Source organism: Aeromonas sp. CD (assembly GCF_033349375.1).
In the GTDB taxonomy this organism is placed as follows: domain Bacteria; phylum Pseudomonadota; class Gammaproteobacteria; order Enterobacterales; family Aeromonadaceae; genus Aeromonas; species Aeromonas hydrophila.
The window spans coordinates 1,524,076-1,549,913 of the sequence record NZ_CP137631.1 but is presented as its reverse complement, the minus strand read 5'-3'; the positions used below and the strand labels follow the sequence as shown (position 1 = coordinate 1,549,913).

General features: G+C 60.3%; 24 protein-coding genes and 1 other RNA gene. 18 read left to right on the top strand and 7 right to left on the bottom strand.

Annotation, left to right across the window (positions count from 1 at the left end; all coding sequences use genetic code 11):
- Nucleotides 1–83: 83 nt before the first annotated feature.
- From R2E40_RS07240 to R2E40_RS07230, 3 genes are read left to right on the top strand one after another with little or no spacing between them, the layout of a single operon-like run.
- On the top strand, nucleotides 84–1,811 hold the full coding sequence (locus tag R2E40_RS07240; protein ID WP_011705375.1) for a potassium/proton antiporter: 1,728 nt from the start codon (nucleotides 84–86) through the stop codon (nucleotides 1,809–1,811).
- 42 nt (nucleotides 1,812–1,853) lie between these two features.
- Nucleotides 1,854–2,957 carry a beta-N-acetylglucosaminidase domain-containing protein gene (locus R2E40_RS07235; RefSeq protein ID WP_318165108.1) on the top strand — a complete coding sequence of 368 codons (1,104 nt, stop codon included), beginning with the start codon at nucleotides 1,854–1,856 and terminating at the stop codon, nucleotides 2,955–2,957.
- A gap of 41 nt (nucleotides 2,958–2,998) precedes the next feature.
- Nucleotides 2,999–4,207 carry a cation:proton antiporter gene (locus R2E40_RS07230; protein WP_318165107.1) on the top strand — a complete coding sequence of 403 codons (1,209 nt, stop codon included), beginning with the start codon at nucleotides 2,999–3,001 and terminating at the stop codon, nucleotides 4,205–4,207.
- Between the two features lie 113 nt (nucleotides 4,208–4,320).
- Here R2E40_RS07230 and R2E40_RS07225 read toward each other — a convergent pair whose 3' ends face one another.
- Both R2E40_RS07225 and R2E40_RS07220 read right to left on the bottom strand, forming a co-directional pair.
- Nucleotides 4,321–5,109: a DUF1460 domain-containing protein gene (locus R2E40_RS07225; RefSeq protein ID WP_318165106.1), complete on the bottom strand. Its 789-nt coding sequence runs from the start codon at nucleotides 5,107–5,109 to the stop codon at nucleotides 4,321–4,323.
- Between the two features lie 249 nt (nucleotides 5,110–5,358).
- The gene (locus R2E40_RS07220; protein WP_011705371.1) at nucleotides 5,359–5,991 is read right to left on the bottom strand and encodes a LysE family translocator; all 633 of its coding nucleotides are present in this window, start codon (nucleotides 5,989–5,991) and stop codon (nucleotides 5,359–5,361) included.
- 164 nt (nucleotides 5,992–6,155) lie between these two features.
- Between R2E40_RS07220 and R2E40_RS07215 the strand changes: the two genes are divergently transcribed.
- From R2E40_RS07215 to R2E40_RS07205, 3 genes are all read left to right on the top strand, one after another.
- Nucleotides 6,156–7,778, top strand: a complete 1,623-nt coding sequence (locus R2E40_RS07215; RefSeq protein ID WP_318165105.1) for a methyl-accepting chemotaxis protein — start codon at nucleotides 6,156–6,158, stop codon at nucleotides 7,776–7,778.
- A gap of 178 nt (nucleotides 7,779–7,956) precedes the next feature.
- Nucleotides 7,957–8,487, top strand: coding sequence for a DUF1523 family protein (locus R2E40_RS07210; protein WP_016350163.1), 531 nt, complete (start codon nucleotides 7,957–7,959; stop codon nucleotides 8,485–8,487).
- A gap of 28 nt (nucleotides 8,488–8,515) precedes the next feature.
- The gene (locus R2E40_RS07205) at nucleotides 8,516–8,812 is read left to right on the top strand and encodes a winged helix-turn-helix domain-containing protein (protein WP_011705368.1); all 297 of its coding nucleotides are present in this window, start codon (nucleotides 8,516–8,518) and stop codon (nucleotides 8,810–8,812) included.
- A 178-nt stretch (nucleotides 8,813–8,990) separates the two neighbouring features.
- Here R2E40_RS07205 and R2E40_RS07200 read toward each other — a convergent pair whose 3' ends face one another.
- Entirely contained in the window at nucleotides 8,991–9,461 is a 471-nt protein-coding gene (locus tag R2E40_RS07200) for a hypothetical protein (protein WP_318165104.1), read from the bottom strand.
- Nucleotides 9,462–9,495: 34 nt separating this feature from the next.
- Nucleotides 9,496–10,431 carry a pyrimidine-specific ribonucleoside hydrolase RihA gene (gene rihA, locus R2E40_RS07195; RefSeq protein ID WP_219311327.1) on the bottom strand — a complete coding sequence of 312 codons (936 nt, stop codon included), beginning with the start codon at nucleotides 10,429–10,431 and terminating at the stop codon, nucleotides 9,496–9,498.
- 151 nt (nucleotides 10,432–10,582) lie between these two features.
- On the opposite strand from rihA, the gene R2E40_RS07190 reads away from it, so the two are divergent.
- Entirely contained in the window at nucleotides 10,583–11,347 is a 765-nt protein-coding gene (locus R2E40_RS07190) for an RluA family pseudouridine synthase (RefSeq protein WP_318165103.1), read from the top strand.
- A gap of 117 nt (nucleotides 11,348–11,464) precedes the next feature.
- Here the strand turns inward: R2E40_RS07190 and udp are convergent, their stop codons facing one another.
- Nucleotides 11,465–12,220 (bottom strand): uridine phosphorylase, encoded by a 756-nt coding sequence (udp, locus tag R2E40_RS07185; protein WP_011705364.1) that lies wholly within the window; start codon nucleotides 12,218–12,220, stop codon nucleotides 11,465–11,467.
- Nucleotides 12,221–12,612: 392 nt separating this feature from the next.
- Here udp and yiaY point away from each other — a divergent pair, with 392 nt between their 5' ends.
- The 3 genes from yiaY to R2E40_RS07170 all read left to right on the top strand — a co-directional run bounded on the left by yiaY (nucleotide 12,613) and on the right by R2E40_RS07170 (nucleotide 14,997).
- Nucleotides 12,613–13,764, top strand: a complete 1,152-nt coding sequence (yiaY, locus tag R2E40_RS07180; protein ID WP_318165102.1) for an L-threonine dehydrogenase — start codon at nucleotides 12,613–12,615, stop codon at nucleotides 13,762–13,764.
- Nucleotides 13,765–13,899: 135 nt separating this feature from the next.
- On the top strand, nucleotides 13,900–14,238 hold the full coding sequence (locus R2E40_RS07175) for an outer membrane protein assembly factor BamE (protein ID WP_011705347.1): 339 nt from the start codon (nucleotides 13,900–13,902) through the stop codon (nucleotides 14,236–14,238).
- A 123-nt stretch (nucleotides 14,239–14,361) separates the two neighbouring features.
- Nucleotides 14,362–14,997 (top strand): NAD(P)H-binding protein, encoded by a 636-nt coding sequence (locus R2E40_RS07170; protein WP_318165101.1) that lies wholly within the window; start codon nucleotides 14,362–14,364, stop codon nucleotides 14,995–14,997.
- Between the two features lie 127 nt (nucleotides 14,998–15,124).
- Here the strand turns inward: R2E40_RS07170 and R2E40_RS07165 are convergent, their stop codons facing one another.
- Together R2E40_RS07165 and R2E40_RS07160 are read right to left on the bottom strand one after the other, a co-directional pair.
- Nucleotides 15,125–15,472: an RnfH family protein gene (locus R2E40_RS07165; RefSeq protein WP_024943861.1), complete on the bottom strand. Its 348-nt coding sequence runs from the start codon at nucleotides 15,470–15,472 to the stop codon at nucleotides 15,125–15,127.
- Complete coding sequence (locus R2E40_RS07160; protein WP_318165100.1) at nucleotides 15,465–15,899, bottom strand: SRPBCC family protein; 435 nt, start codon at nucleotides 15,897–15,899, stop codon at nucleotides 15,465–15,467. The genes R2E40_RS07165 and R2E40_RS07160 overlap by 8 nt, the downstream gene beginning before the upstream one ends.
- Nucleotides 15,900–16,068: 169 nt before the next feature.
- Between R2E40_RS07160 and smpB the strand changes: the two genes are divergently transcribed.
- The 8 genes from smpB to R2E40_RS07120 all read left to right on the top strand — a co-directional run bounded on the left by smpB (nucleotide 16,069) and on the right by R2E40_RS07120 (nucleotide 25,825).
- Nucleotides 16,069–16,557, top strand: a complete 489-nt coding sequence (gene smpB, locus R2E40_RS07155; protein WP_011705343.1) for an SsrA-binding protein SmpB — start codon at nucleotides 16,069–16,071, stop codon at nucleotides 16,555–16,557.
- A gap of 179 nt (nucleotides 16,558–16,736) precedes the next feature.
- Nucleotides 16,737–17,096, top strand: a transfer-messenger RNA (tmRNA) gene (ssrA, locus tag R2E40_RS07150).
- A 203-nt stretch (nucleotides 17,097–17,299) separates the two neighbouring features.
- On the top strand, nucleotides 17,300–18,238 hold the full coding sequence (locus tag R2E40_RS07145) for a restriction endonuclease (protein WP_318165099.1): 939 nt from the start codon (nucleotides 17,300–17,302) through the stop codon (nucleotides 18,236–18,238).
- Between the two features lie 2 nt (nucleotides 18,239–18,240).
- Nucleotides 18,241–21,774, top strand: a complete 3,534-nt coding sequence (gene hsdR, locus R2E40_RS07140) for a type I restriction-modification system endonuclease (protein ID WP_318165098.1) — start codon at nucleotides 18,241–18,243, stop codon at nucleotides 21,772–21,774.
- 99 nt (nucleotides 21,775–21,873) lie between these two features.
- Complete coding sequence (locus R2E40_RS07135; protein WP_318165097.1) at nucleotides 21,874–23,388, top strand: N-6 DNA methylase; 1,515 nt, start codon at nucleotides 21,874–21,876, stop codon at nucleotides 23,386–23,388.
- Complete coding sequence (locus tag R2E40_RS07130; RefSeq protein WP_318165096.1) at nucleotides 23,388–24,806, top strand: restriction endonuclease subunit S; 1,419 nt, start codon at nucleotides 23,388–23,390, stop codon at nucleotides 24,804–24,806. Before R2E40_RS07135 ends, R2E40_RS07130 begins: the two co-directional genes overlap by 1 nt.
- Nucleotides 24,803–25,159, top strand: coding sequence for a 50S ribosome-binding protein YggL (locus R2E40_RS07125; RefSeq protein WP_318165095.1), 357 nt, complete (start codon nucleotides 24,803–24,805; stop codon nucleotides 25,157–25,159). The genes R2E40_RS07130 and R2E40_RS07125 overlap by 4 nt, the downstream gene beginning before the upstream one ends.
- 120 nt (nucleotides 25,160–25,279) lie before the next feature.
- Nucleotides 25,280–25,825, top strand: coding sequence for a M949_RS01915 family surface polysaccharide biosynthesis protein (locus R2E40_RS07120; RefSeq protein WP_139390133.1), 546 nt, complete (start codon nucleotides 25,280–25,282; stop codon nucleotides 25,823–25,825).
- Nucleotides 25,826–25,838 lie beyond the last annotated feature (13 nt).

Here is a 25,838-nt window from a genome sequence, read left to right as displayed (position 1 = left end):
ATAAATGCACAATTAAGCCACACCTAGCCCAACAAACTGCATATAATGTGCCTGATTTGCATTTTGACAGAAGGAGTTCGCCATTGGATGCCGTCACCATCAACAGTTTTTTCCTCGTCGCGGCCTTGTTGGTGGGCGCCAGTGTCCTGTTGAGCGCGCTCTCCTCCCGTCTCGGTATCCCCATTCTGGTTATCTTCCTCGCCGTCGGCATGCTGGCCGGTGAAGATGGCCCCGGCGGCATCCACTTCGCCGACTACTCCATCGCCTATCTGGTGGGCAACCTGGCGCTCGCCATCATCCTGCTCGACGGCGGCATGCGCACCCGGGTCTCCTCGTTTCGGGTGGCGCTCTGGCCCGCGCTGTCGCTGGCCACGGTCGGGGTGGCCATCACCACTGGCCTGACGGGCCTGGCCGCCGCCTGGCTGTTTGACCTCAACCTGATGCAGGGGATGCTGATCGGTGCCATCGTCGGCTCCACCGATGCGGCAGCGGTGTTCTCCCTGCTCGGCGGGCGCAGCCTCAACGAGCGGGTCAGCGCCACCCTGGAGATAGAATCGGGCAGCAACGATCCCATGGCGGTGTTTCTTACCGTCACCCTGATCGAGGTGCTGGCCAGCGCCCAGCAAGACCTCAACGCCGGCTTTCTGCTGCTGCAGCTGCTCAAGCAGTTCGGGCTGGGCGCCGGCATCGGCCTTGGCGGCGGCTGGCTGTTGTGGAAACTCATCAACAGCGCCAAGCTGGCCCCCGGCCTCTACCCGCTGCTCACCGTCAGCGGCGGCCTGCTCATCTTCGCTCTCACCACGGCGGTGGGCGGCAGCGGCATCCTCGCCATCTATCTCACCGGCCTCTTGCTCGGCAACCTCTCCCTGCGCAGCCGCAGCACCACCTTGTCGGTGCTGGACGGCCTGACCTGGCTCAGCCAGATCGGCATGTTTCTGGTGCTGGGGCTGCTTGCCTCCCCCCACAAGCTGCTGCCCATCGCCCTGCCGGCGCTGGCGCTGGCCATGTGGATGATCCTGTTCGCCCGCCCCATCTCGGTCTGGATCGGGCTGCTGCCGTTCAAGAACTTCGCCCCGCGCGAGCGCTGGTTCATCTCCTGGGTCGGCCTGCGCGGCGCGGTGCCGATCATCTTGGCGGTGTTCCCCATGATGGCGGGGCTGCCCAACGCCCAGCTCTACTTCAATGTCGCCTTCTTCGTGGTGCTAGTCTCGCTCATCTTGCAGGGCAGCTCGCTGCCGCTGGCCTCCAGGCTGGCACGGGTGGAAGTGCCGGCGCCTCCCTCGCCCATCAACCGCTCCGGGCTCGAGATCGATCTCGACAGCCAGTGGGAGACCTTCGTCTATCGCCTGAGCGACGAAAAGTGGTGTATCGGCTCGCCGCTGCGGGATCTGCGCATGCCCAAGGGCACCCGCATCTGCGCCCTGTTCCGCGATCAGGAGCTGCTGCACCCCTCGGGCAGTACCTGTCTGCAATCCGATGACATCCTCTGCGTCATCGGCCACGAGCGCGATCTGCCTGCCCTCGGCCAGCTGTTCAGCCAGGCGCCGGAGCAGGATCTGGGCCCGCGCTTCTTCGGCGACTTCCTGCTGGAGGCAGCCGCCAACCTGGTGGATCTCGCCCCCCTGTACGGGCTGGATGTGAGCGAGGTGGCGGATCAGACCCTTGGCCATTTCATTGCCCACCAGTTGGGCGATAATCTGGTGGTCGGCGACCACGTCGAATGGCAGGGACTGATCTGGACCGTGGCCGAAATGGACGAGGGTGAGCCCCGCAAGATCGGGGTGCGCTTTCTGGAAGAAGATCCGGTCTGATCGTCGTTGTCTACCTCGTTCTCTGCGAGAAGGGAGTTACCTATGCCTTACCAAACCCTGTTGTCCGGCTTGCAACCCCCTTCGCCCCAGCTGGGGGTGATCGAGGGCTTCTTTGGCAAGGGCTGGAGCTGGGAAGCCCGTGCCCGCTACGCTCAGTGGCTGCCTCGCCACGGTTACGGCTTCTATCTCTATGCCCCCAAGGAAGATGGCTACCTGCGCAAGCATTGGGCCAAGCCCTGGCCTGTCGCCCAGCTCGAGGCACTGCGCCAGCTCGCCCGCCAGTGTCGCGACAACGGTCTCGCCTTCGGGGTGGGTCTGAGCCCCATGGGCGCGCACCACGACTATGCCCGCCAGCGGCCGGCCCTGCTGGAAAAGGTGCGGCTCATCGAGGAGGAGCTCAAACCCGACATCCTGGCCGTGCTGTTTGACGACATGAAGGGGGACACCCCGGACCTCGCCCACTGGCAGCTCACCATCGCCCACGACATCGCGGCCCACACCCGCGCCGGCCGACTGCTGTTCTGCCCCAGCTACTACAGCACGGACCCCGTGCTGGAGAAGGTGTTTGGCGCCATGCCGCCCCACTATCTGCAGGATCTGGGGCAGGGGCTGGACAAGCGCTTCGAGATCTTCTGGACCGGCCCCAAAGTCTGCTCCAGCGACTATCCGGCGGCCCACCTCAAGCAGGTGGCCGAATGGCTGCATCGCAAGCCGTTTCTGTGGGACAACTACCCGGTCAACGACGGCAGCAAGGCCAGCAGCTTCCTACACCTGCGCGCCTTCGAGAACCGCCCGGCAGAACTCGCCGAGCTGACCTCGGGTCATGCGGTCAACCCCATGAAGCAGGCGGCGCTGTCGGTGCTGCCGCTGGCCACCCTGCCCATGAGCTACAAACTCGGCAAGCAGTACGATCCGGACAAGGCACTGCACGCCTCCCTCAATGCCACCTGCGGCCCGCAGATCTCCGCCATGATCCAGGCCGATCTGCCGCTGTTTCAGGACATAGGGCTGGCCCAGCTGACCCCTGAGCAGGTGGCCCATCTCAAGGCCCGCTACCTGCCGTTTCGCGACCAAGCCTGCGTCGGCGAGATCCTGCGCTGGCTGGATGGCGAATACGTGTTCGACCCGGACTGCCTGACCGACTGACCGACTGACCCCACCACAGAGACCCTGCCACAGGAGGCTGCATGGATGCGTCCCTGATTTACCAGAACCTGGCGGTGATCGCCGCCTTTCTGCTGGTCTACAGCCTGATCGCCGGGCGCTTTGAATCGCGCCTCGTCAACGGCCCTCTGCTGTTTCTGCTGATGGGCTGGCTGCTGGGGCCGGGCGGCATCGAGCTGCTCTCCCTCTCCATCGACAGCGACGGCATCAAGCTGTTGGCGGAGCTGACCCTGGTCATCGTGCTGTTCAGCGACGCGGCCAACACCAACTGGCAGGTGCTGCTGGCCAACCGCGCCCTGCCCATCCGGCTGCTGCTGATCGGCCTGCCGCTCACCCTGGCGGCCGGCGCCCTGTTTGGTCACTGGCTCTTCCCCGATTTGCCGCTGCTGGAGATGGCGATCCTCTCCACCATACTCGCCCCCACCGATGCGGCGCTCGGCAAGGCGGTGGTGAGCAACCCGGCAGTGCCCGCCCCCATCCGGGAGGGGCTCAACCAGGAGAGCGGTCTCAACGACGGCATCTGCGTGCCTGTGCTGCTCCTGCTGCTCGCCCTCATCGCCCCCACCGAGGAGCACACTGGTACCGCGACGCTGGCTCTCACCTTGCTGCTGGAGGAGATCGGCATCGGCCTGCTGGTGGCCTGGGGGCTGACCAGCCTCACTCTGCGCCTGCTCAAGACCTCCTACCTCAACGGCTGGCAGCTGCCGCTCTGGCGCCAGCTCACCATGCCGGGACTGGCCCTGCTCTGCTTCGCGCTGGCCCAGACCCTGGGCGGCAGCGGCTTCATCGCCGCCTTCGTCGGCGGCCTGCTGATCGGCCGCAAACTGGGGGAGCACAAGCACGCCTACCTGGACAGCTGCGAGGGGTACGGCGATCTGCTCTCGGTGGTGATCTGGATGGTGTTCGGCGCCACCCTGATGCCCATGCTGACGGAGCTGCTGCACTGGCAATACTGGCTCTATGCCGCCGCCAGCCTCACCCTGCTGCGCATGCTGCCGGTCTGGCTGAGCCTGCTCGGCACCGGCCTCAAGCCCGAGCTCAAACTCTTCATCGGCTGGTTCGGCCCGCGGGGGCTGGCCAGCATCGTCTTTGCGGTGATGGTGCTGCAGCACGAGCCGGCCCTCCTCGGCCAGCGCCCCATCATCGCCACCGTGCTCTGCACCATCATCCTGAGCGTCATCCTGCACGGCATCAGCGCCAACCCCTGGGTCGCCCGCTTCAAGCCCCATTGACCTATTGAAGGGATGCACAGCCAACGAAAAAGCCCCGGGCATTACCCCGGGGCTTTTCTTTATGAGGCTATGAGGTACCAGGCGCACCCGTGCCGGCCATAGCCAAACCAGCCCTAGGAGCTCTCCCCGTCAGCCTGGGCCCGGTAGACCAGGATCCCCGGCTTGTTCTGCACGTACTCCAGGAAGGGGGAGTCCACCACCTGCATGTTGCTCGAGAGGGAGGAGGCATTGCGCAGCACGGGGCCGTTCTCGCCACGGATGAAAATGCCGGTATGGGTCACGTCGAGCCCGGCCAGATCGGTGTAGATGCCGATGTAGTCCCCCTCTTCCAGCAGACTCAGGGTGTTCTCGTCGATGCTGGCGGACGGAATGTAGGTGATGTCCCGCGCCGTCACCCCCAGCCCCGGAATGTAGTGGCCGCCGTCCGCCTTCTGGTTGAGCTGCTTGGCCGTGGTCACCACGGCGCCGCCCACCAGATGGGTCACGTCGCTCACCCGGTTGTCGCCATGCACCCAGTCAGAGAAGAAGTGCTTTCTGGTCAGGTAGTTGACCTCACCGTTCACGTAACGAGTGTGCATCACGTTCTCGATGAAGTGATGCACACTCGTTGCGCGACGCAGTGACTCGACGTAATCCAGATAGGTGAAGCAATCGAGCCCGCCAAAATCCACCACCAGCTGCTCCTGGGTATCGCTCGAGCCGACCAGCCGGTTGGCGACGTAGGGATTGCCCAGAAAGAGCCCGGAGAAATCCCTGATCGACTGACCCGGCGAGCCCTGCTGCCGGGCAAACAACTCGATAAGCTGCGGCTCCTCGATGTTGTAAAAATCGAGGTTCCTCTCTTTGCCGGCGACCGCCGCGCCAGCAAACAGCAGCAATGCAACGCTGGTTAGCCTCATCATCCTTAATTCTCCTTGCTCAGAATGTTAAAAACGGACCGTTCACATCCTCTTGCGGTTGCAAGAGAATGCCATTCGAGACTGACGATATTGCGACCGTTTGCAAACCGGATAAATGTAAGCAAATGTGGCCAGCCTCCCCCATCCCGTCCCAACGGCCGCATTCATGCTCGCTCCTTGTATCCGCAGGCATCACGAAAAAGCCCCGCGGGGCGGGGCTTTTTGGCAGGTTCAAGTCGGCTGACAAGCGAGTCAACCCAGCGCCAGCCAGACCCCGACACCGAACATCAGGGAGCCGGCGATCCGGTTCATCAGGGTGACGTTGCCGCTCTTGGCGAGGAAGTGGCGCAAGGTGCGGCCACCGCTGGCGTAGAGCAGCAGGCAGGAGAACTCGATGACCAGGATCAGGGCCACCAGGGCGCTGATCTGCGGTGCCATCGGCTTGGCCGCATTGATGAAAGGGGGCAGCAGGGAGACCATGAAGGCCCACCCCTTGGGGTTGGCGATGGCGGTGACGAAACCCTGCATGGCCAGCGCCAGGGGACGGGTCTCCTGGGCCGCCGACAGATCCGCCGGGATAGCCAGCTTGCCTTTGGCCTGCCACATCTGGATGCCGAGCCAGATGAGATAGGCGCCGCCCACGTATTTGAAGGCGGCAAACAGCGCCGGGTAGTTGAGCATGACGGCCGCCACCCCGATCACCGACAGCACCGACACCAGGCCGACCCCGATGAGCTCGCCCCACATCATGTGCAGGGTACGGCGCACCCCCAGGCTCATGCCTAGGGTCATCGCCAGGGTCATGCACATGCCGGGGGTCACGGAGACAAAAAAGAACGTGGGAATAAACAGCGCCAGAATGGCGGGATCGATCCAGTCGGACACACTACACCTCCATGGTAACAGACCGATGATCTTGCCTATCACATTCATTTAACACAAGAAAAAACCTTTTCGTTCAGCATGATTTCAGCCATAAAAACCTGTGACAAGGTTTGTCGCGCCTGTGTAAGATGCCGCCTTGTTCCTCTTCTGGGTCAGGATCTTTCATGTCATTGAATAATCTCTCTATCCGTCTGCAAGTCCTCATTCCTCTCCTGTTCGCCAGCCTGCTGATGATCCTGATGATCGGGATCGGCAAGCAGGACATCGACAGCGCCATCGGCGACATGAACGACACCACCGTCAGCGTGACCCGTCACAAGGACGACATCGCCACCCTGATCCACGCCACCTACCGGCTGCGCACCACCGCCATCTATGGCCTCTACGACCCCGAACGCTTTGCCACGCTGCCCGGTGACCTGACCGCCGCCGAGCAGGAGATCGGTACCATCCTGGCCAGACTGGTCATCACCGGCGCCGAGCAGGACAACAGCCGGGTGGCGGCCGCCCTGCAGGCCTACCTCGGCCACACCCGCAACAACATGCTGCCGCTGCTGGCCGCCAAGCACCAGGGCAGCGGTGATCCCGCCGCCTATGAGCAGGCCCGCCTGCGCTTTCGCGAGCTGGGGGAAGATCTCATCAAGCAGATCGATGCCATGTCCGCCCACATCAACCAGCTGATCCAGGATGAGATCGCCCAGGAGCAGGCCCACTACCACACCACCCTGCTGCGCACCCTGCTGCTGATGGGGGCTGCCCTGCTGGTCGCCCTGTTTGGTGGCTGGTGGCTCTCCGGCCGGATAGTGCGCCCCATCGGCCAGCTGCAGCAGGTGATGCGCGCCGTGGCCCAGGGCCGCTTCAACGTGCGCGCCGCCGCCGACGGCGACAACGAGCTGAGCCAGCTGGCCGCCGACATCAACCAGACCCTGACCCAGCTTGGCAACACCATCCAGACCCTGACCGGCATCAGCGGCAACGTGGCCTCCGCCGCCACCGAGCTCGCCGCCGTGATGACCCAGTCCGAAGCCAACGCCCAGCAGCAGCGCAGCGAGACCGAGCAGGTCGCCTCCGCCGTCACCGAGCTGGCCAGCACCGCCGACAACGTCAACCACAACGCCGCCCTGGCCGATGAGCTGGCGCGCGATGCCAACGACAGGGTCGAGCAGGGGCTGACGCTGTTTGCCGAGAGCATCCAGGCCAACAGCCGCATGGCGGGCAGCCTCGAGAGCGCCGCCGCGCAGGTGGCCCAACTCAAGTCCCAGTCCGAGCAGATCGGCAAGGTGATCGAGGTCATTCAAGGGATTTCGGAGCAGACCAACCTGCTGGCCCTCAACGCCGCCATCGAGGCCGCCCGCGCCGGTGAAACCGGCCGCGGCTTTGCGGTGGTGGCCGACGAGGTACGCATGCTGGCGGCCCGCACCCAGGACTCCACCAAGGAGATCCAGGCCATCATCGAGCAGTTGCAGAGCCAGTCCCAGTCGGCCAACAGCGGCGTGCAGGAGACCCTCGTCATCCTGGCCCACAACCAGCAGCTCTCCGGCGAGGTGCAGGCGCTGCTGGGTGGCATCACCGAAGCGGTCAACCAGATCAACGGCGCCAACGCCCAGGTGGCTACCGCCGCCGAGGAGCAGTCCTGCGTCACCGCCGACATCAACCGCAACATCACCAACATCCACGAGATCGTCAACCAGAACGCGGCCGGCATCAGCCAAAGTGCCGCCGCCAGTCACGAACTGTCACAGCTCGCCGAGCAGCAGCGCAAGCAGCTGGCCCAGTTCCAGTTGTAACCACGCCCTCGTGAGCGCAGACCAAGGCCCCGGATCCGGGGCCTTGCTGTTAATGAAGCTGACGGCTTGTTATTGTTTTAAACGCTCTTTTTTATAACATGGCTTCATTGGGGGCTGGGCTACCTCACCAAATGTGGGTATGGTAGAGGCACGTCACTCCCCCTCATGCGAGATCATCATGAAGCTGTCCTTCAAGAAACCGGCCTTCATCGGCCTCGGGCTCATCGCCCTCGTCTCCGCCATCTGGCTCGATTTCTATCTGCCGGAGCACACCATCGCCACCATCACCGGGGTCGAGGTGAAACGCACCGACAAGGATGGCCCCATCAGCCAGAAGAACCCGGCCGACGGTCCCACCACCGACGTCTACTACATCTATACCGAGCGGCCCGGCGAGAAGATCCGCGTGTTCCGCAACGAAGACACCGAGTGGGGCTGGCCCTTCTACTTCAAGTTCAACGCCGCCGACGTGCAGGCCAAGGCCAAGTCGATGGAGTTCGAAAAGCGGCTCGCCATCATCACCTCCTACGGCTGGCGCATCAACATGTTCTCCATGTTCCCCAACGTCACCAAGATTGAGAGCACCGAGCCCGACGCCTCCACCTGGAGCTTCTTCCGCTGGTTCTGGTTCGGCATCTGGGCCCTGGTGATGGGCAAGGCTGCCATCGCCACCTGGCGCTACTTCGATCGGCTCGAGGACGAGATATGAGCGGCGCAGCTTGCCGGAGGAACGGACAATGAGTGAGCCGAGCAAGACGCGCACCAGCTTCTATCGCCGGCTCTACGTGGCCTGGCTCATCAGTCAGGGCACGGATACGGTGCCGGCCATCATGGAGGCGACCGGCATGCCGCGCCGCACCGCGCAGGATACGCTCAGCGCCCTGGCCGAGCTGGACATCAGCTGCGGCTTCGAGCAGACCGAGGGGGCTCGTCATCTGCAGGGGCACTATCGCATCAGTGACTGGGGGCCCATCAATCCCGCCTGGATCGAGGCGCAATTGCCTGCCATCAAGGAGACGCTGGGTTACCCCTGAGGCCGTCTGTGACTGGGGGACAATCCGAGCAATCCTGCCTGGATCGCGGCGCAGCTACCTGCCATCAAGGGAACGCTGGGGTATCCCTAATCAGGTCTCTGCCCACCAAAATAAAAGAGGGCCAGCCTTGTAGGCTGGCCCTCTTTTATCTATCTGTGCCAATGCTTTGGCCTTGCACCTATTCGGGGAAAGGATCCTCCGGCAATGGATCCTGGGTCTCCCCCTTGGTGCAGTCGATGATGGAGCGCTTGGGGTTGTTGGGATCGCGCAATAGCAGGGGAGCCAGCCCGGCGTCGTGCTGCTGCTCGTCAGAAAACTCGCTGCCATAGGCGTTGTGGGTCAGACGCCGCGCATTGGCGATGGGAGTATCCACAAACAGGGCGTGCACCTCGAAGGTGGACGAGGGGATGAGAAAACCGCTGATGGGCAAACCGTGCAGATCCTGGCGGGTCTTGTACCAGGCAAAGCCGTCCGTCACCTTGTAGGGGGTGAAGTGTTTGAGCTGCGGGTGTACCGGCTGGCCGGTCTCGCTGTCGAGATAGAGATCGTCCAGCTCGCAGGTCGCCAGCCCCTGCCACATCGATTCGAACGGCGTGGCACACCCCGTCAGTTGCAACCCGGCCAGCAGTGCCAGCCCTGTCTTCCACATCGCTTCGCCCCTTCTTGCAAGAGTGGAACTGCGTTCAGTCAAAGGCCCGCAGCCGCGTGACCAGCAGATCGATAAAACCGGCCCGATCCAGCCCCAGCAACACCAGCGCATTGGCCGCTTTGCCGGTCAGACCGTAGCGATCCACCACCGTCATGCCGCTAGTATGGGTGCCGCCGGTCTCGATATCGACCCGGCACTCGACCCCGTGAAACAGTGCGGGGGCCAGCAACCAGGCAATGGTACAGGGGTCGTGCAGCGGCGCGCCAGCAAATCCCCACTTGGGATCCCGGTGGTAGATCATGAAAAAGTCGAGCAGCCCGGCCACGCACTGGGCCACCGGATTGGTGATGGCACGCACCCGTTCGATATCCTCGTCCATCACCTGCGCCTCATGGGTCACGTCCAGCCCGCACATGGTGATGGGGAGCCCCGACTTGAACACCATATCGGCCGCTTCAGGGTCCACATAAATGTTGAATTCCGCCGCCGGGGTCCAGTTGCCGGCTCCCGCCGCGCCGCCCATCAGCACGATGCGGGCGATCTTGGATTTCAGCTCGGGGTGGGCCGCCAGCAGCAGGGCGATGTTGGTGAGCGGGCCGGTCGGCACCAGGGTCACGGGCTCAGGGCTCTCGCGCAGGCACTTGGCCATCAGCTCAAGGGCGGTCATGGCCACGGGGGCAAAGGCCGGATCCGGCAGTTTGGGGCCATCAAGACCCGATTCACCGTGGACGTTGTCGGCGATGATCAGCTCGCGGGCCAGCGGCTTGGGGGCCCCCGCCGCCACCGGAATGTCGTCACGCCCCAGCAGGGTCAGGATGCGCAGGGCATTGTTGAGGGTCTTGTCCGGCGTCTGGTTGCCGGCGCTGGTGGTGACCGCCAGCACCTTGAGTTCGGGGCTGGCCAGCGCCAGGATGAGGGCGATGGCATCATCGTGGCCGGGATCGCAATCGAGAATAACGGGCAACGCCATGGACGGACTCCTTACAACATGACAGGGAGCCATACCTTAGCAAGCGGCGGCGGGATTAACTCTGGAGGGAGTCACAAAACGCCTTGGCCAAACAGATCAATCACTTGCCGCCGGCACTCAAGTCTGTTCGCCGCGCTTCGCCGGTTCGGGTATGATCCCACTCCCTTTTCTAACCGTGCGCCCCATGTCCGTCATCGTCGACACCTTCATCGCGCCGCCCTGTGCAGCCACCATCGAGATCCTGTTTGAGGATGAGCACCTGCTGCTGGTCAACAAGCCGAGCGGCTTGCTGAGCCTGTCGGGCAAGAATCCGCAGAACCTCGACTCGGTGCACCATCGGCTGGTGCAGGATTACCCCGGCTGCGCCCTGGTCCATCGCCTCGATTTTGGTACCTCGGGCATCATGCTGGTGGCCAGGAACAAGGCCATCAACGCCCTGCTCTGCCGCCAGTTCAGCCAGCGGGCGGTGAGCAAGGCCTACAGCGCCCTGCTGTGCGGTCACCTGGCCGAAGACGAAGGGGTGATCGATGCCCCCATCGCCAAGGATCCGGCGCTGTTTCCGCGGATGAGCATCTGCGCCGTCAACGGCAAACCCGCCCGCTCCCGCTTTCAGGTAATGAAACGACTGGAGCAGCGGATTCACGGACAGACAGTGCCGCTGACCTCGGTGCGACTGGTGCCGGAGACCGGGCGCACCCATCAGCTGCGCATCCACAGCCAGCAGCTGGGCCATCCCATTCTCGGCTGCGATCTCTATGGCGGCCTGCTGCCGCCCGGCTGCAAGCAGGCGCCGCGACTGATGCTGCACGCCAGTGAACTCGATTTTGTCCACCCGGTCAGCGGCGAACCGATGCAGATCCGCTGTGAGGCTCCCTTTGCGCAGGCGCTGGCGGCCATGACGGGGCAACCGGGGTAACCTTGAGCAGGGAAACAAGGGGCAGGCAAGCAGAAGAGGGGCAAAGCGGTAAACGGCGGATAAAGATAGGGGCCGTGCTTTCGCAACGGCCCCCACCCCCCACTCGGTGTGGTGCTATCAGATCAGCTTGCGGGCAGCGCCCAGTACGATCTTGATGGCATCAGATTCGGTTTTCGCCATGGTCTCGGCGTTCGGGATTTCCTGCTGGGTACGGTTGACGATGACGCCAGCCACCATACCGGCGCGCAGGCCCTGGCTGGTGCACATGGTCAGCAGGGTGGCAGATTCCATCTCGTAGTTCAGCACGCCCATGGCTTGCCACTCTTTCATGGAACCCTGGAAACGGCTCACGACGCGGCCGGATACGGTGTCGTAACGCTCCTGACCCGGGTAGAAGGTATCGGAGGAGGCAGTCACACCGATGTGCAGCTTGGAACCCAGCTCTTTGGCGGTGTTAACCAGCGCGGTGGTGCAGTCGAAGTCGGCCACGGCCGGGAACTCCATCGGTGCGAAGTGCAGGCTGGCACCGTCGAGGCGCACGGAACCGGTAGTGACGATCACGTCGCCCACGTTCAGGTGCGGTTGGATGGCGCCGGTGGTGCCGATGCGCAGGAAGGTACGGATGCCCAGCTGAGCCAGCTCTTCCACCGCGATGGAAGTGGACGGGCCGCCGATACCGGTGGAGCAGATGATCACGGCCTTGCCGTCCATCTCGCCGCGCCAGGTAGTAAATTCACGATGGCTGGCCAGGTGCACCGGGTTATCCAACAGCTCTGCGATGCGCTTCACGCGCTCGGGATCACCAGGGACGATCGCCAGGGTGGCGCCTTGCAGATCCGCTTTCTTCAAACCCAAGTGAAATACATCAGACATAGTGGACTCCTGGTTGCTCCCCACCAGCATGGTCAGGGGGCAAGTTAAGATGATTCTTTATGGTACTTTCAAGCCTTCACTCCCCTCGTCGGGGAGGCGCCAACTATGGTCGAAAGCGCTTTCCAATTCCTTGAAGCATCTCACACTTCCTTGCATTGACAGTGACAAATTCGGCGCAAAACGTTTGCTAACCTGATGAATTAATTGAAAAACGTTTTTCTTCCCACGAACGGGCAAGGGCCCTTGTCAATCCCTGTCGCGACCCATGTTTCCGGTACGTGATCGAGTCCATAAAGTTGCAAAGCAGATACCATTGACCCCTTTTCATCCCCTCTAACGATGCTATGTTGGCGCCCGCATACCACTTAATGGCTAATAAAACGGAGTCCATCATGGCGACATTCAAGTTCTACATTCCCGCAATCAACCTGATGGGAGCAGGCTGTCTGCAAGAGGCGGCAGCCGATATCAAGGGTTATGGCCATCGCAAGGCGCTGATCGTCACCGACAAGATCCTCAACCAGATCGGCGTGGTCGCCAAGGTCGCCGGCCTGCTGGCAGAACATGGCATTGAAAGCACAGTTTTCGACGAGACCAAGCCCAACCCGACCATGACCAACGTGGAAGCGGGCCTGGCCATGCTCAAGGCCAATGGCTGCGACTGTGTCATCTCATTGGGCGGCGGCTCGCCCCACGACTGCGCCAAGGGCATCGCCCTGGTGGCCGCCAACGGTGGCAGCATCAAGGATTATGAAGGGGTGGATCGCTCTGCCAAGCCGCAGCTGCCGCTCATCGCCATCAACACCACCGCCGGCACCGCCTCCGAGATGACTCGCTTCTGCATCATCACCGACGAGGCTCGCCACGTGAAGATGGCCATAGTCGACAAGCACGTCACCCCGCTGATGTCGGTCAACGACCCCGAGCTGATGCTGGCTAAGCCGGCCGGCCTCACCGCCGCCACCGGCATGGATGCGCTGACCCACGCCATCGAGGCTTATGTCTCCACCATCGCCACCCCGGTGACCGATGCCAGCGCCATCATGGCCATCCAGCTCATCGCCAAGCACCTGCGCACCGCGGTCAATCAGGGGGACGATCTGCACGCCCGCGAGCAGATGGCCTACGCCCAGTTCCTGGCCGGCATGGCCTTCAACAACGCAAGCCTGGGCTATGTGCACGCCATGGCCCACCAGCTGGGCGGCTTCTACGACCTGCCGCACGGGGTCTGCAACGCCGTGCTGCTGCCCCACGTGCAGGCCTACAACGCCCAGGTGTGCGCCGCTCGCCTGAAGGACGTGGCCCGTCACATGGGGGTGGACGTGAGCGCCATGAATGACGAGCAAGGGGCCGCCGCCGCCATTGCCGCCATCCAGCAGCTGGCTCGCGACGTCAAGATCCCGGCCGGGCTGGAGCAACTCGGCGTCAAGGCAGACGACTTCAACCTGCTGGCCGAGAACGCCCTGAAAGACGCCTGTGGCTTCACCAACCCGAAACAGGCAAGCCACGAAGAGATCGTCGCCATCTTCCGCGCCGCCATGTAAGGGCGCAATCGGCAGAAAGGGTCGCATGGCGGCCCTTTTTATTGGCTGATGGATCAATGGCTTTTTACTTCCGTAGAGGGAGCCGGTATGATTTGCCGAGCTTAAAAAGACTTGAATGGATGATCTGAACTCGATATGCGGATGAAACACCTGATTGCCGCGGCCCTGACCGCCCTCACCCTGTCTGGTTGCAGCCTGGTCTATCGCATCGATATTCCTCAGGGCAACTATGTGGAACAAAAACAGGTCGACAAACTGCGCCAGGGCATGACCCGCGAGCAGGTCGAGTTCGTGCTGGGCTCCGCCATGCTGCGCGATGGCTTTGACCCGAACACCTGGTATTACCTCTATGAATTCCAGCCGGGGCGCGGCGAGAAAGAGCGCAAGGAGCTCACCCTGACCTTTGCCAACGACAGATTGGCCACGGTCACCGGCGACTTCCCGCTGCCAGCGGCCTTCCATACCCCGCTCTGATCCCATCCACAAAACCGGCCTCGCGCCGGTTTTGTTTTAACGCCGCCAGCACGGACGACCCGCTGGCAGACGGCAGCCCCTCAGCGGATGCCGGCGTCAATTTCATCACACAGGGAGAGCAGCATGAGCCGGATCCTGATCGCCGGGGCCAGCGGCCTCATCGGCCGCGAGCTGGTGCGGCAACTACCCGCGGAGCACCAACTGACCCTGCTCTGCCGTAGGCCCGGGCAGCCGCAACCCGCCCGCCACTGGCTGCCGGTCAATTTCGATATGCTGGCCGAGGTGAATCTGCCCGAGCCGGTGGATCTCGCCTTCTGCTGCCTTGGCACCACCCGCAAGGAGGCCGGCTCGGCCGAGGCCTTTCGCCGGGTCGATCTCGACTATGTGCTGGCCTTTGCCGAACTGGCCCGCCGCCACAGCTGCCAGCGACTGGTGGTGGTCTCGAGCCTGGGGGCCAACCCGCACTCCCCTGCCCTTTATCCGCGCACCAAGGGGGAGATGGAGCAGGCCCTACTGGCCCAGTCCTGGCCACGACTCGCCATCGTGCGCCCCGCCATGTTGCTGGGAGATCGCCAGCCACCGCGCCGCTCGGAGCAGTTTTTCCAGGCCGTCTACCCCTTGTTGAAGCCGCTCCTGGTCGGCAGGTTGCGCCGCTGGCGCGCCATCGAGGCCGGCCAGGTGGCCCGCGCCATGATCGCCCTCTCCCGCCAGCCCGCCGGCTGCGAAGTGGTCGAGAACGAGCGGCTGCTCCAGCTGTAGTGAAACACCTCAACTTGGCCGGTGGATGACGGGATCAAAAAAGGCGCCAAGGCGCCTTTTTTATATGAGGTGTCGTGCCAGTGCTGGCACCTTTTATACGAAGTATCATGCCTGCCAATGCAGGCATTTAGTCAGACTGTTTGCGATTGGCATTGGGACGACCCCCCGTGACCACATCGGCACGCCCCTCTTCCTTGGCCTTTTCCGCGCGCTTCTTGCGCATCTCCTTGGGATCGGCGATGAGCGGACGGTAGATCTCGATGCGATCGCCATCTTGCAGCAGCTCGGAACCCTTGACCGGTCGGCTGTAGATGCCGAACTTGTTGACCGCCAGATCGATCTCGGGGTGTTTTTGCACTATGCCGGATTGCTCGAGGGCGGCCAGCACCGAGGTCTGTGCAGGCACCCGCAGCCGCAGCACCGTCTGCCGTTCGGGCAGGGCGTAGACCACTTCGATATTGAGTTGATCAGGCACCGTACACCACCTTGGCGCGGTTGGAGAAGGCGAGCACCATGGAGCTCACCAGATCGCGGAAGATCTGGCCGAAGGCCAGCTCGATGAGTTTGGAGGTGAACTCGAAGTCGAGATCAAACTCCACCTTGCAGGCATCCACGTCCAGCGGCGTGAAGGTCCACCAGCCCGCCAGCTTGCTGAAGGGCCCCTCCACCAGCTCCATCTTGATCTGCCGGTTGGTATCGAGCAGATTGCGGGTGGTAAAGGTCTTGGCAATCCCGGCCTTGGCCACATCGACCGAGGCCGTCATATAGTCATCGCCGGTTTCGTGGACACGGCTGCCGACACAACCGGGCAGGAACTCCGGATAAGCGTGAACATCATTGACCAGCCTGAACATCTGTTCGGCGCTGAACATCACCAGGGCACTGCGAGTAATACGGGGCATGGCTTTTCCTCATCCAATCGCCGCGATTTTATCATCATGTTTCATCTTGTGGAGGTAAAACCTCGGTCAAACTGCTCATAAAGCCATCAGTTGACCCGCTGCGCGTTTTACAGCCGCCCTTGCCCACGTATAATGCCCTCCTCCCAGTCATTGCCGGAAATCGCCCGTCATGAGCAAAAAAAACAGTAAAAACAAAGCCGGGTCCAACACCATTGCACTCAACAGAAGCGCGCGCCACGAATACTTCATCGAAGAGAAGATCGAGGCGGGTCTGTCCCTGCAAGGGTGGGAAGTCAAATCTCTGCGGGCGGGCAAGGCCAACATCAGCGAAGCCTATGTCATCTTCCGCGATGGTGAGGCCTACCTGTTCGGCTCCAGCTTCCTGCCACTGCAAGCGGCCTCCAGCCATGTGGTGTGCGACCCGACCCGGACCCGCAAACTGCTGCTGAGCCGTCGTGAACTCGACAAGCTCGAGAGCCTGATTGCCCGTCAGGGCTACACCGTCGTTCCCCTCGCCCTCTACTGGAAACAGTGCTGGGTCAAGGTCGAGATCGGCCTGGTGAAGGGCAAGAAAGAGCACGACAAGCGCGAAGACACCAAGGCCCGCGAATGGGATCGGGAAAAAGCGCGCATCATGAAGAACAAGCACCGCGGTTAATCCGCTTGATGCTGCAAGGTCCGGGCTCCTGCCCGGACTTTTTCTTTTCCGGCCCGCCGCTTACCCGCCCCCGCCAGGCGAGCGCACAATAAATCGGCAAATGAAGCGGCTCCCTGCGGGAATGACCATCAACGCCTTGCCATGACAGGATTTTTGCGTACAATCGCTCTTAACAACTTGGGGCTGATTCTGGATTCGACAAGATTCACGAAACCCAAGGTGCATGCCGAGGTGCGGTAGGCCTCGTTAATAAACCGCAAAAAAATAGTCGCAAACGACGAAAACTACGCACTCGCAGCTTAATAACCTGCGCTGAGCCCTTCTACCCTAGCTTGCCTGTGTCCTAGGGAATCGGAAGGTCATCCTTCACAGGATCGTGTGGAAGTCCTGCTCGGGGCGGAAGCATTAAAACCAATCGAGCTAGTCAATTCGTGGCGTGTCTCTCCGCAGCGGGTTGGCGAATGTAAAGAGTGACTAAGCATGTAGTGCCAAGGATGTAGTAATTTTGGACGGGGGTTCAAATCCCCCCAGCTCCACCAAACGTTTGGAAAGGGCCACCTCGCAAGAGGTGGCCCTTTTTATTTAGGCTTTCTTTGCAGTGGGTCATTCAGCAAGCCTCACGGCTCAAAGAGTATCTGCACAATAGGGGGAAGCGAGATCTTTTGAGTCTTGGATCAACCTAATCAAGCGGATTTTGTGAGATTATTCAGCACAATACTGTTTCTGGATTTATCCATCATCCATGACCGACGCAATTCCCAGCTATGAACACATGATGCCTGCCGTGCTTTTTTCATTGAAAGACGGCAACAGCTATACGCTTCGACAAGTGTATGAAGCTGTATGTGCTCATTATGCTTTTACTCCTGAACAACTGGCTCACACCCTGCCTAGCGGGCGGCAAACCACGGTTCGCTCCCGGGTCGGCTGGGCCAAGACCTATCTGGTCAAGGCAGGGCTCATTGAGCAACCCAAGCGGGGCATCTGCCTTATTACCGAACGGGGTAAAGCAGCACTGGCGTCGGGCCAGACCATCGACAACCACTATCTGGCCCAATTCGGCGAGTTTGTTACCTTTACCCTGGCCTCAGGTGAAAGCACCGGCAGCCTGCCGCAGGCGGTTGCCAATGCTGCAGACCCACAAAGAACAGAGCTGACCAACACCCCGCAAGAACAGATTGAGCTGGCACTCGCCGCCATCAATAAGTCCCTTGCCGATGACCTGCTGGCCGAGATCCTTGGCCTTTCGCCTCGCTTCTTTGAACAACTGGTGGTCGATCTGATGGTGGCGATGGGCTATGGCGGCAGCCAGCAGGATGCCGCCCGCACCACTCGCTACAGCAGTGATGGCGGCATCGACGGCATCATCAAGGAAGACCGGCTGGGGCTCGACTCCATCTACCTGCAGGCCAAGCGCTACACCGACAAAACCGTTGGGCGCCCCGAGATCCAGTCTTTCGCTGGCGCCCTGGATCTGCACAAAGCCCGCAAAGGGGTCTTTATTACCACCTCCAGCTTTAGCCGTGAGGCGCAGGAGTATGTCGGGCTAATTGAGAAACGTATCGTGCTGATCGACGGCGTACATCTGGCTGCTCTGATGATCGAATCCGGCGTCGGCGTCACTATTCGCCAGACCCTCACCATCAAGACCCTGGATTCGGATTACTTTCTGGAAGATTGAACATGGACAAGAGCAATTTCGAGTTTCTCAAAGGCACCAACGACTTCCTCTATGCCATCGCCTGTGCCGCCGAGAACAACTATCCGGATGATCCCAATACCACCCTGGTGAAGATGCGGATCTTCGGTGAGGCGACCGCCAAGCATCTTGGCAAATTGTTAGGTCTACCCGCGACAGAGAGCCAACTCGACCTGCTAAGAGAGCTCGGCAAGATCAGCTTTGTCGATGACGGCATCATGGGGGTATTTCATACCCTGCGTCGAACCGGCAACAAAGCGGTCCATGACTATCACAACGACCTTGATGATGCCGCCATGTCCTTGCGACTCGGTTTCCGCTTGGGGGTCTGGTACTACCGCCTGATCAGCAAACAGTATGATTTTGCAGCTCCCATTTTTGTGCTGCCACAAGGAGAGCGCCACTACTATCACCAGGAGGTGATGACGCTGAAGCAGGAGCTGGAACAGCGCAGCCTAGCCCAGCAACAGACAGCAGCCGAGATCGCCGCCCAACAACAACAGCTGATAGCGCTCAATGGCTATATCGCCATCCTCGAAGGCAAGCAACAAGAGACCGAGGCGCAAACGGCAGCGCGTATCGCTGCTCTGGAGGCCCAACTGGCAGCCAGAGAGGCCGAGTTGGCGAAACTGAGCGTTGCCGAACGCACAGTCTACCGCAAGCAGGTCATGGAATTTGCAACCACGCGCTCGCTCGATCTGAGCGAGAGCGAGAGTCGCTATCTTATCGATGCCCAGTTGCGCAAAGCAGGCTGGGAGGCCGATACCAAACAGCTCAAATTTGCCAATGGCACCCGCCCGCACGCTGGCCGCAATATGGCAATTGCCGAGTGGCCTACGGCTGAAGATGAAACGGGTAAGCGTGGTTTTGCCGACTACGTGTTGTTCGCAGGGCTTGTTCCTGTCGGCATCATTGAAGCCAAGAAGGGCAACATCGATGTGGCAGGCAAGCTTACGGAGGCTTACCGCTACAGCAAATATTTCGATATGGCTCACCTCAAGGAGGAGCTCTATGCATCAGCCACCGACGCGCAGGCCCATGATCAGGTCACAGAGATGCATGCCAGCTACCTGCGCCAGTGGCATGAGCCCGGCAGCCAGGTAAGCTACAAAGTGCCATTCTGCTTCTCCGCCAATGGTCGCGAATATCGCGCCGCCATGAAGAGCAAGAGCGGCATCTGGTATCGGGATGTGCGTCATCCGGGCAATATGCCCAGAGCCCTGCCCGAGTGGCATCGCCCCGAAGAGCTGCTGGCCATGCTGGCGCGAGATCCCCGGCGCAACAACCTCTGGTTTGCCAGCCACAGCGATATGAGCGAACTGGGGTTGCGCTACTACCAGGAGGAGGCGGTACAAGCCGTTGAGCAGGCCATCATCGCCGGTCAGCAAGATATCCTGCTGGCGATGGCAACCGGTACGGGCAAAACCCGGACCGCCATTGCCCTGATGTTCCGCCTGCTCCAGTCACAACGCTTCAACCGCATCCTGTTTCTGGTCGACAGAACCTCCCTCGGCAAACAGGCATTGGGCGCCTTTGAAGATACCCAGATAAGCGGCGATACCTTCAACGCCATCTTCAATATCCAGGGGCTGACGGACCGTTTTCCGGAAGACAGCACCAAGATCCATGTCGCCACCGTTCAATCACTGGTCAAGCGCACCCTGCAGAGCGATGAGGTGATGCCGGTCGGCCGCTACGACTGCATCATCATTGACGAAGCACACCGGGGTTACATTCTCGACAAGGAGCAGACCGAGGGCGAAATGGCCTTTCGCAACCAGCTCGACTACATCTCGGCCTACCGTCGCATCATCGACCATTTCGATGCGGTCAAGGTGGCGCTCACCGCCACTCCGGCGTTGCACACCATCGATATTTTCGGCGGGCCATCGCGCCAGCCGGTCTATCGCTACAGCTATCGCAAAGCGGTACTCGACGGCTATCTGGTAGATCAGGAGCCGCCCATCCGCATCATCACCCGCCGCAGCCAGGAGGGGGTCTACTTCGCCAAAGGGAGTCAGGTACACCGTCTGAGCAATCAGGGTGAGCTGATTGACGATACCCTCGAAGATGATCAGAACTTCGAGGTGGCCAATTTCAACCGCGAGCTGATCGCCTCCAACTTCAACCGGGTCGTCTGCGAGGAGCTGGTCAATCACCTCGACCCCACCGGCAATCAGAAGACCCTGATCTTCTGCGTCAACAACAACCATGCCGACAACGTGGTCGACGAGCTGCGCACCGCCTTCAAAGCAAAATTTCCGGCGCTGGAACATGACGCCATCATCAAGATCACCGGCGATGCCGACAAGGACGCCAACAAGGTGCAATCGATGATCACCCGCTTCAACAAGGAGCGGCTGCCCAACATAGTGGTCACCGTCGACCTGCTCACCACAGGTATCGACATCCCCAGCATCTGCAATCTGGTCTTTATGCGCAAAGTGCGCAGCCGCATCCTCTATGAGCAGATGAAGGGGCGCGCGACCCGTCTCTGCCCCCAGGTGGGCAAGAGTGCGTTTCGCATCTTCGATGCCGTCGATCTCTACGCCACCCTGGAGCAGGTCGATACCATGCGCCCGGTGGTGGTGCGCCCTGATGTCCCCTTGCAGACTCTGGTCAACGAGATCACCGACTCGGAAACTTATCAGGTGAAAGAGGCCGATGGCCGCAGCTTTGCCGAGCACAGCCACGAGCAGTTGGTGGCCAAGCTGCAGCGCATCAGCAACCAGGCCAGCTACAACCGCGATCGCTCAAAAGAGGTGGCTGAACAGCTGGCACGCCTCGATGAACTCTGCCGCGAGTCGGCTGGCTGTGATTTCAACCAGCTGGGCCGAACCTTGCGCAGCAATGGCCCGCGCTGGTCTGCCGAGGTGTTCAACCAGTTGCCGACCCTGATCCCCCGCCTCGAGCACCTCAAACGCACCATCAACGAGCTGCGGGATCTACCCATCTTCAGCGATATCGACGATGAAGTGATTGAAGTGAGCCGTGCCTATGGCGATCACGACAGTGCAGAGGATTTCCTCGATGCCTTCGACCAGCTGGTCAGCCGCTCCCAAAACGAGCAGGCCGCCATCGACGCCATCATCAACCGCCCGCGCGATCTCACCCGCAGCGCGCTGCTGCAACTGCAGGAGTGGTTCGATAAAGAGAACTACAACGATTCAACCCTGCGCGCCGCGTGGAAGGCCGCCAAGAATCAGGATATCGCCGCCCGCCTGGTCGGCCATATTCGCCGCGCCGCCATCGGCGACCCCCTGCAGCCGTTCGAGGATCGGGTAGACAAGGCGCTGGCCCGCATCAAGGGTCAACACGACTGGCACAGCGAGCAGCTTATCTGGCTCGAACGGCTGGCCGACTCCATCAAGGAGAAGGTGGTGCTCGATGATGACACCTTCAAGGTAGGCAACTACCGCCGCCGGGGCGGCAAACCCAAGCTGATGCAGCTCTTTGATGACAAGCTCGATGAGCTGCTTGCCGAGTTCAGCCAACTGATCTGGGATAAACCCGCCTGAAACGGGTACAATCCTGCCCACTTTGGTGGTGCCTGACAGAGGCGCCCACTCACTCTTTACAAGGCGGCCTGCGGGCCGCCTGCTCAACGAGAAATACCGATGAACAACACCGATCTGGTCGCCAAGCTCTGGAAGCTGTGCGACAACCTGCGCGACGGCGGCGTCTCCTACCAGAACTATGTCAATGAACTAGCCTCCCTGCTGTTTCTCAAGATGTGCGAAGAGACCGGACAAGAGGCAGATCTGCTGCCGGAGGGGTATCGCTGGCGCGATCTCAAGAGCAAGCTGGGGCAGGAGCAGCACCGCTTCTACCGCAACATGCTGGTTCAGCTCGGGGTTGACGATCACGCCATCGTTCGCGCCATCTTCCAGAACGTCAACACCACCATCACCCAGCCCGCCCAGCTTAGCGAGCTGGTCAGCAACATGGACAAGCTCGAGTGGTTCGACGGGGAAAAGGGCAAGAGCCGCGACGACTTCGGCGACATGTATGAAGGGCTGCTGCAGAAAAACGCCAACGAGACCAAGTCCGGCGCCGGTCAATACTTCACCCCGCGCCCGCTGATCAACGCCATCGTACAGGTGATGCAGCCCGCGCCCCGCGAGGTGATCCAGGATCCCGCCGCCGGCACGGCTGGCTTTCTGATCGAAGCCGACCGCTATATCAAGGCCCACAGCCGGGATCTCGATGATCTCGACGAGGCGGATCAAGTCTTCCAGATGAAAAAGGCCTTCGTTGGCCTCGAGCTGGTGCCGGAGACCCGCCGTCTGGCTCTGATGAACTGTCTGCTGCACGATATCGAAGGGGATGACCAGCACGGCGCCATTCGCCTTGGCAACACCCTTGGCAAGGATGGCGAAACCCTGCCCAAGGCTCACCTTGTCCTCTCCAACCCGCCCTTTGGCAGCGCTGCGGGCACCAATATCACCCGCACCTTTGTCCACCCCACCAGCAACAAGCAGTTCTGCTTTATTCAGCATATCTACGATGCCCTCGAACCCGGTGGCCGTGCCGCCGTGGTGATCCCCGACAACGTCCTGTTTGAAGGGGGCAAGGGCACCGAGATCCGCCGCGACCTGATGGACAAATGCAACCTGCACACCATCCTGCGTCTGCCCACCGGCATCTTCTATGCCCAGGGCGTTAAAACTAACGTCCTCTTCTTCCAGAAGGGCACCCCGGACAATCCGGCCCAAGACAAAAACTGCACCCAGGCAGTCTGGGTCTACGATATGCGCGCCAATATGCAGACCTTTGGCAAACGCACCCCGCTGACCCAGGCGCACTTTGCCCCCTTTATCGCCGCCTATGGCCGTGACAAGAACGGTCAGTCACCGCGCGTGGAGGGGGTCTGGCAGCAATTGGGCGAATTGCCGCAGGAGGCTATGCAGGCGCAGAGCCTCGAAACAGCCCGCTGGCGCAGCTTTAGCCGTGAGTGGATCCGCGATAACAAGGGGGATTCGCTGGATATCAGTTGGCTTAAGGATCAAAACAGCGTCGATGCGGCCGACTTGCCGGAGCCACTGGCGCTGGCCAACGAGGCCAAGGATGAGCTGGAAGCGGCGCTGGCCGAATTGCAGGATCTGGTTAAGGCACTGGAGGGGATGGCGTGATGCAGGCATACATTCCCTCAACTTGGGCAATGAGTAATATCGGCGCTATCTCAGATGTTGTTGCTGGCGGTACCCCAAAAGCTGATGATAAAAGTAATTTTTCTGCACCCGGGACCGGGTTTGCTTGGCTTACGCCTGCAGATTTAAGCGGATACATGGAAAAATATATTAGCCATGGTAGTCGAGATCTGAGCGAAAAAGGACTGGCGACGAGTTCAGCTAAATTAATGCCTGCAGGGGCATTACTTTTTAGTAGCAGGGCACCTATTGGCTATGTTGCTATTGCTGCAAATAAGATATCGACAAATCAAGGCTTTAAGAATTTTGTTTTTTCAAATGAGATAGCATCCACTTATGCATATTATTTTTTAAAAAGCATCAGAGGGTTAGCCGAAAGTCTTGGTACAGGGACGACGTTCAAAGAGATCTCGGGAGCAACAGCTAAAACATTACCATTTGTTATCCCTCCGTTTGCAGAGCAAAAAGAGATCAGCGACCGGCTTGATAAATTGCTGGCTCAGGTGGAGGCCACCCAAGCCCGTCTGGCCCGTATCCCAGAAATTATCAAGCGTTTTCGCCAATCCGTACTTTCCGCTGCGGTGAGTGGGAAATTGACGGAAGAGTGGCGTAGTAAAAACACGGTTAACCAACCAAGGAAGGAAAAATTAGCAAGTGTCGTTAGCTTTTTAGACCAGGGCTGGAGCCCCAAATGTATTAATGAGCCTGTTCAAAATAATCAATGGGGTGTTATCAAAACATCTGCTGTCCAACCAGGTTTTTTTCTAAAGGAAGAAAATAAAACTTTACCTGAAGAGTTAAAGCCGAGAACAGCGCTAACCTTATTAAAGGACGATATCCTTATCACACGAGCAGGCCCTAGAAGTCGATGTGGCATTACTTGCATTGTCGATGACGATTACCCCAACCTTATGATCTGCGATAAGGTTTATAGAATCAGAACCAACGTGAAGCACCTTTTGCCACAGTACCTAAACTGGTGCCTCAACTCACCTACATATTTATCTTATATAGAAGAGTTGAAAACTGGCATATCTGAAAGTGGCATGAACATGACCCAAAGTAAATTGAATGGGCTGGTTATAAATTTACCACAGGTAGAAGAACAAACCGAAATTGTCCGTCGAGTAGAACAACTGTTTGCCTATGCCGATAGTATCGAGCTACAGGCCAAGGCCGCCAAGGAGCGGGTCGATAACCTGACCCAGGCCATTCTGGCCAAGGCGTTTCGCGGCGAGCTGACCGCCGACTGGCGTGCCGCCAATCCGGACCTGATCAGTGGCGACAATAGCGCCGCCGCCCTGCTGGCTCGCATTCAAGCCGAGCGAGCCACCGCCAAGCCGCGTAAACGGGCATCCAAACCGGCTATCAGCCCCACATCATCAGGAGTCACCCAATGACCCCAGTTCGCTCTTATAAGAATCGTTCCCGCCGCCTGCGCAAAAAACTCCATGTCGGCGAGTTTCAGGAATTCGGTTTTCAACTCATGTTTAGCCTGAAGCCTCAGCTGGTGAGTTTTGAAGAGGCGCTCGATCGCTGGCTTGAGTTTATCGACTCGCAAGGTTGGGGCTTCGGTGGCGGTGGCGCTCTCTCGGGGCACGAGATTAGTGGCTACCTCTGCCAGCTTGCCGGGGGCACGCTCACCGAATCGGATAGGGAGCAGACCGCCCAGTGGTTGGCCAGCCAGCCCTGGGTTGCCACCCACCAGGTCGAGTCGCTGAGCGATGCCTGGTACGGCCCCTGGCCAGAGTGATCGAGCTGCCGGTTGAGTCTGCCTCCAGGCTCAACCTTTCCCTCATCCTGCGGATTTGATTAGCTTCGCCTGACGCCGCTCTTTTCAAGATCCATCACGACCTAAAGGGGATAAGTGGCCATGAAATGGATAGTCCTTGCGGGGTTGCTTGGCGCAGCACCGGCTTATAGCAGCGAACAGCTATACAAGGCGTTGTGGCTTGATAGCAAGGGCAAGCATGAGGTCACGCTGTCGGTCGATGAGATCCCGGCTACGGAGAAAGACAGTCGATCTCTGGCTATTACCGGATTGGGCACCCTGAACGGTGAGCAGGAGTGGGTCTTGTATGACAGCGTCACCAACTGCAACCTCGATATGTTCATCAATATCAACCCCACCGGATTTGAGGTCGTCGAGCTCACCGGCAAGGGGGATTATTATCTGCTGCTCTCATATTCAATGACCTGTCGCGGCGGGCTCGATCCCGGTGATGTGAAATATTTTGCTTACCGAGATGGCAAAAAGTTTGCCCTGCGTGGTGTTGAACATTTTGTCGCGGATGGCAAGCCCCTGTACCCAGAGGAAAAGCCTGTACCTGTTGCAGGAACAAATCTTAAAAAGCACCCAGAACTTTACCGTTACATGATGAAGAAATGGCCTGAGCTTTCCACCGTTGTGATCCAGTGACAGGCGCGATTTC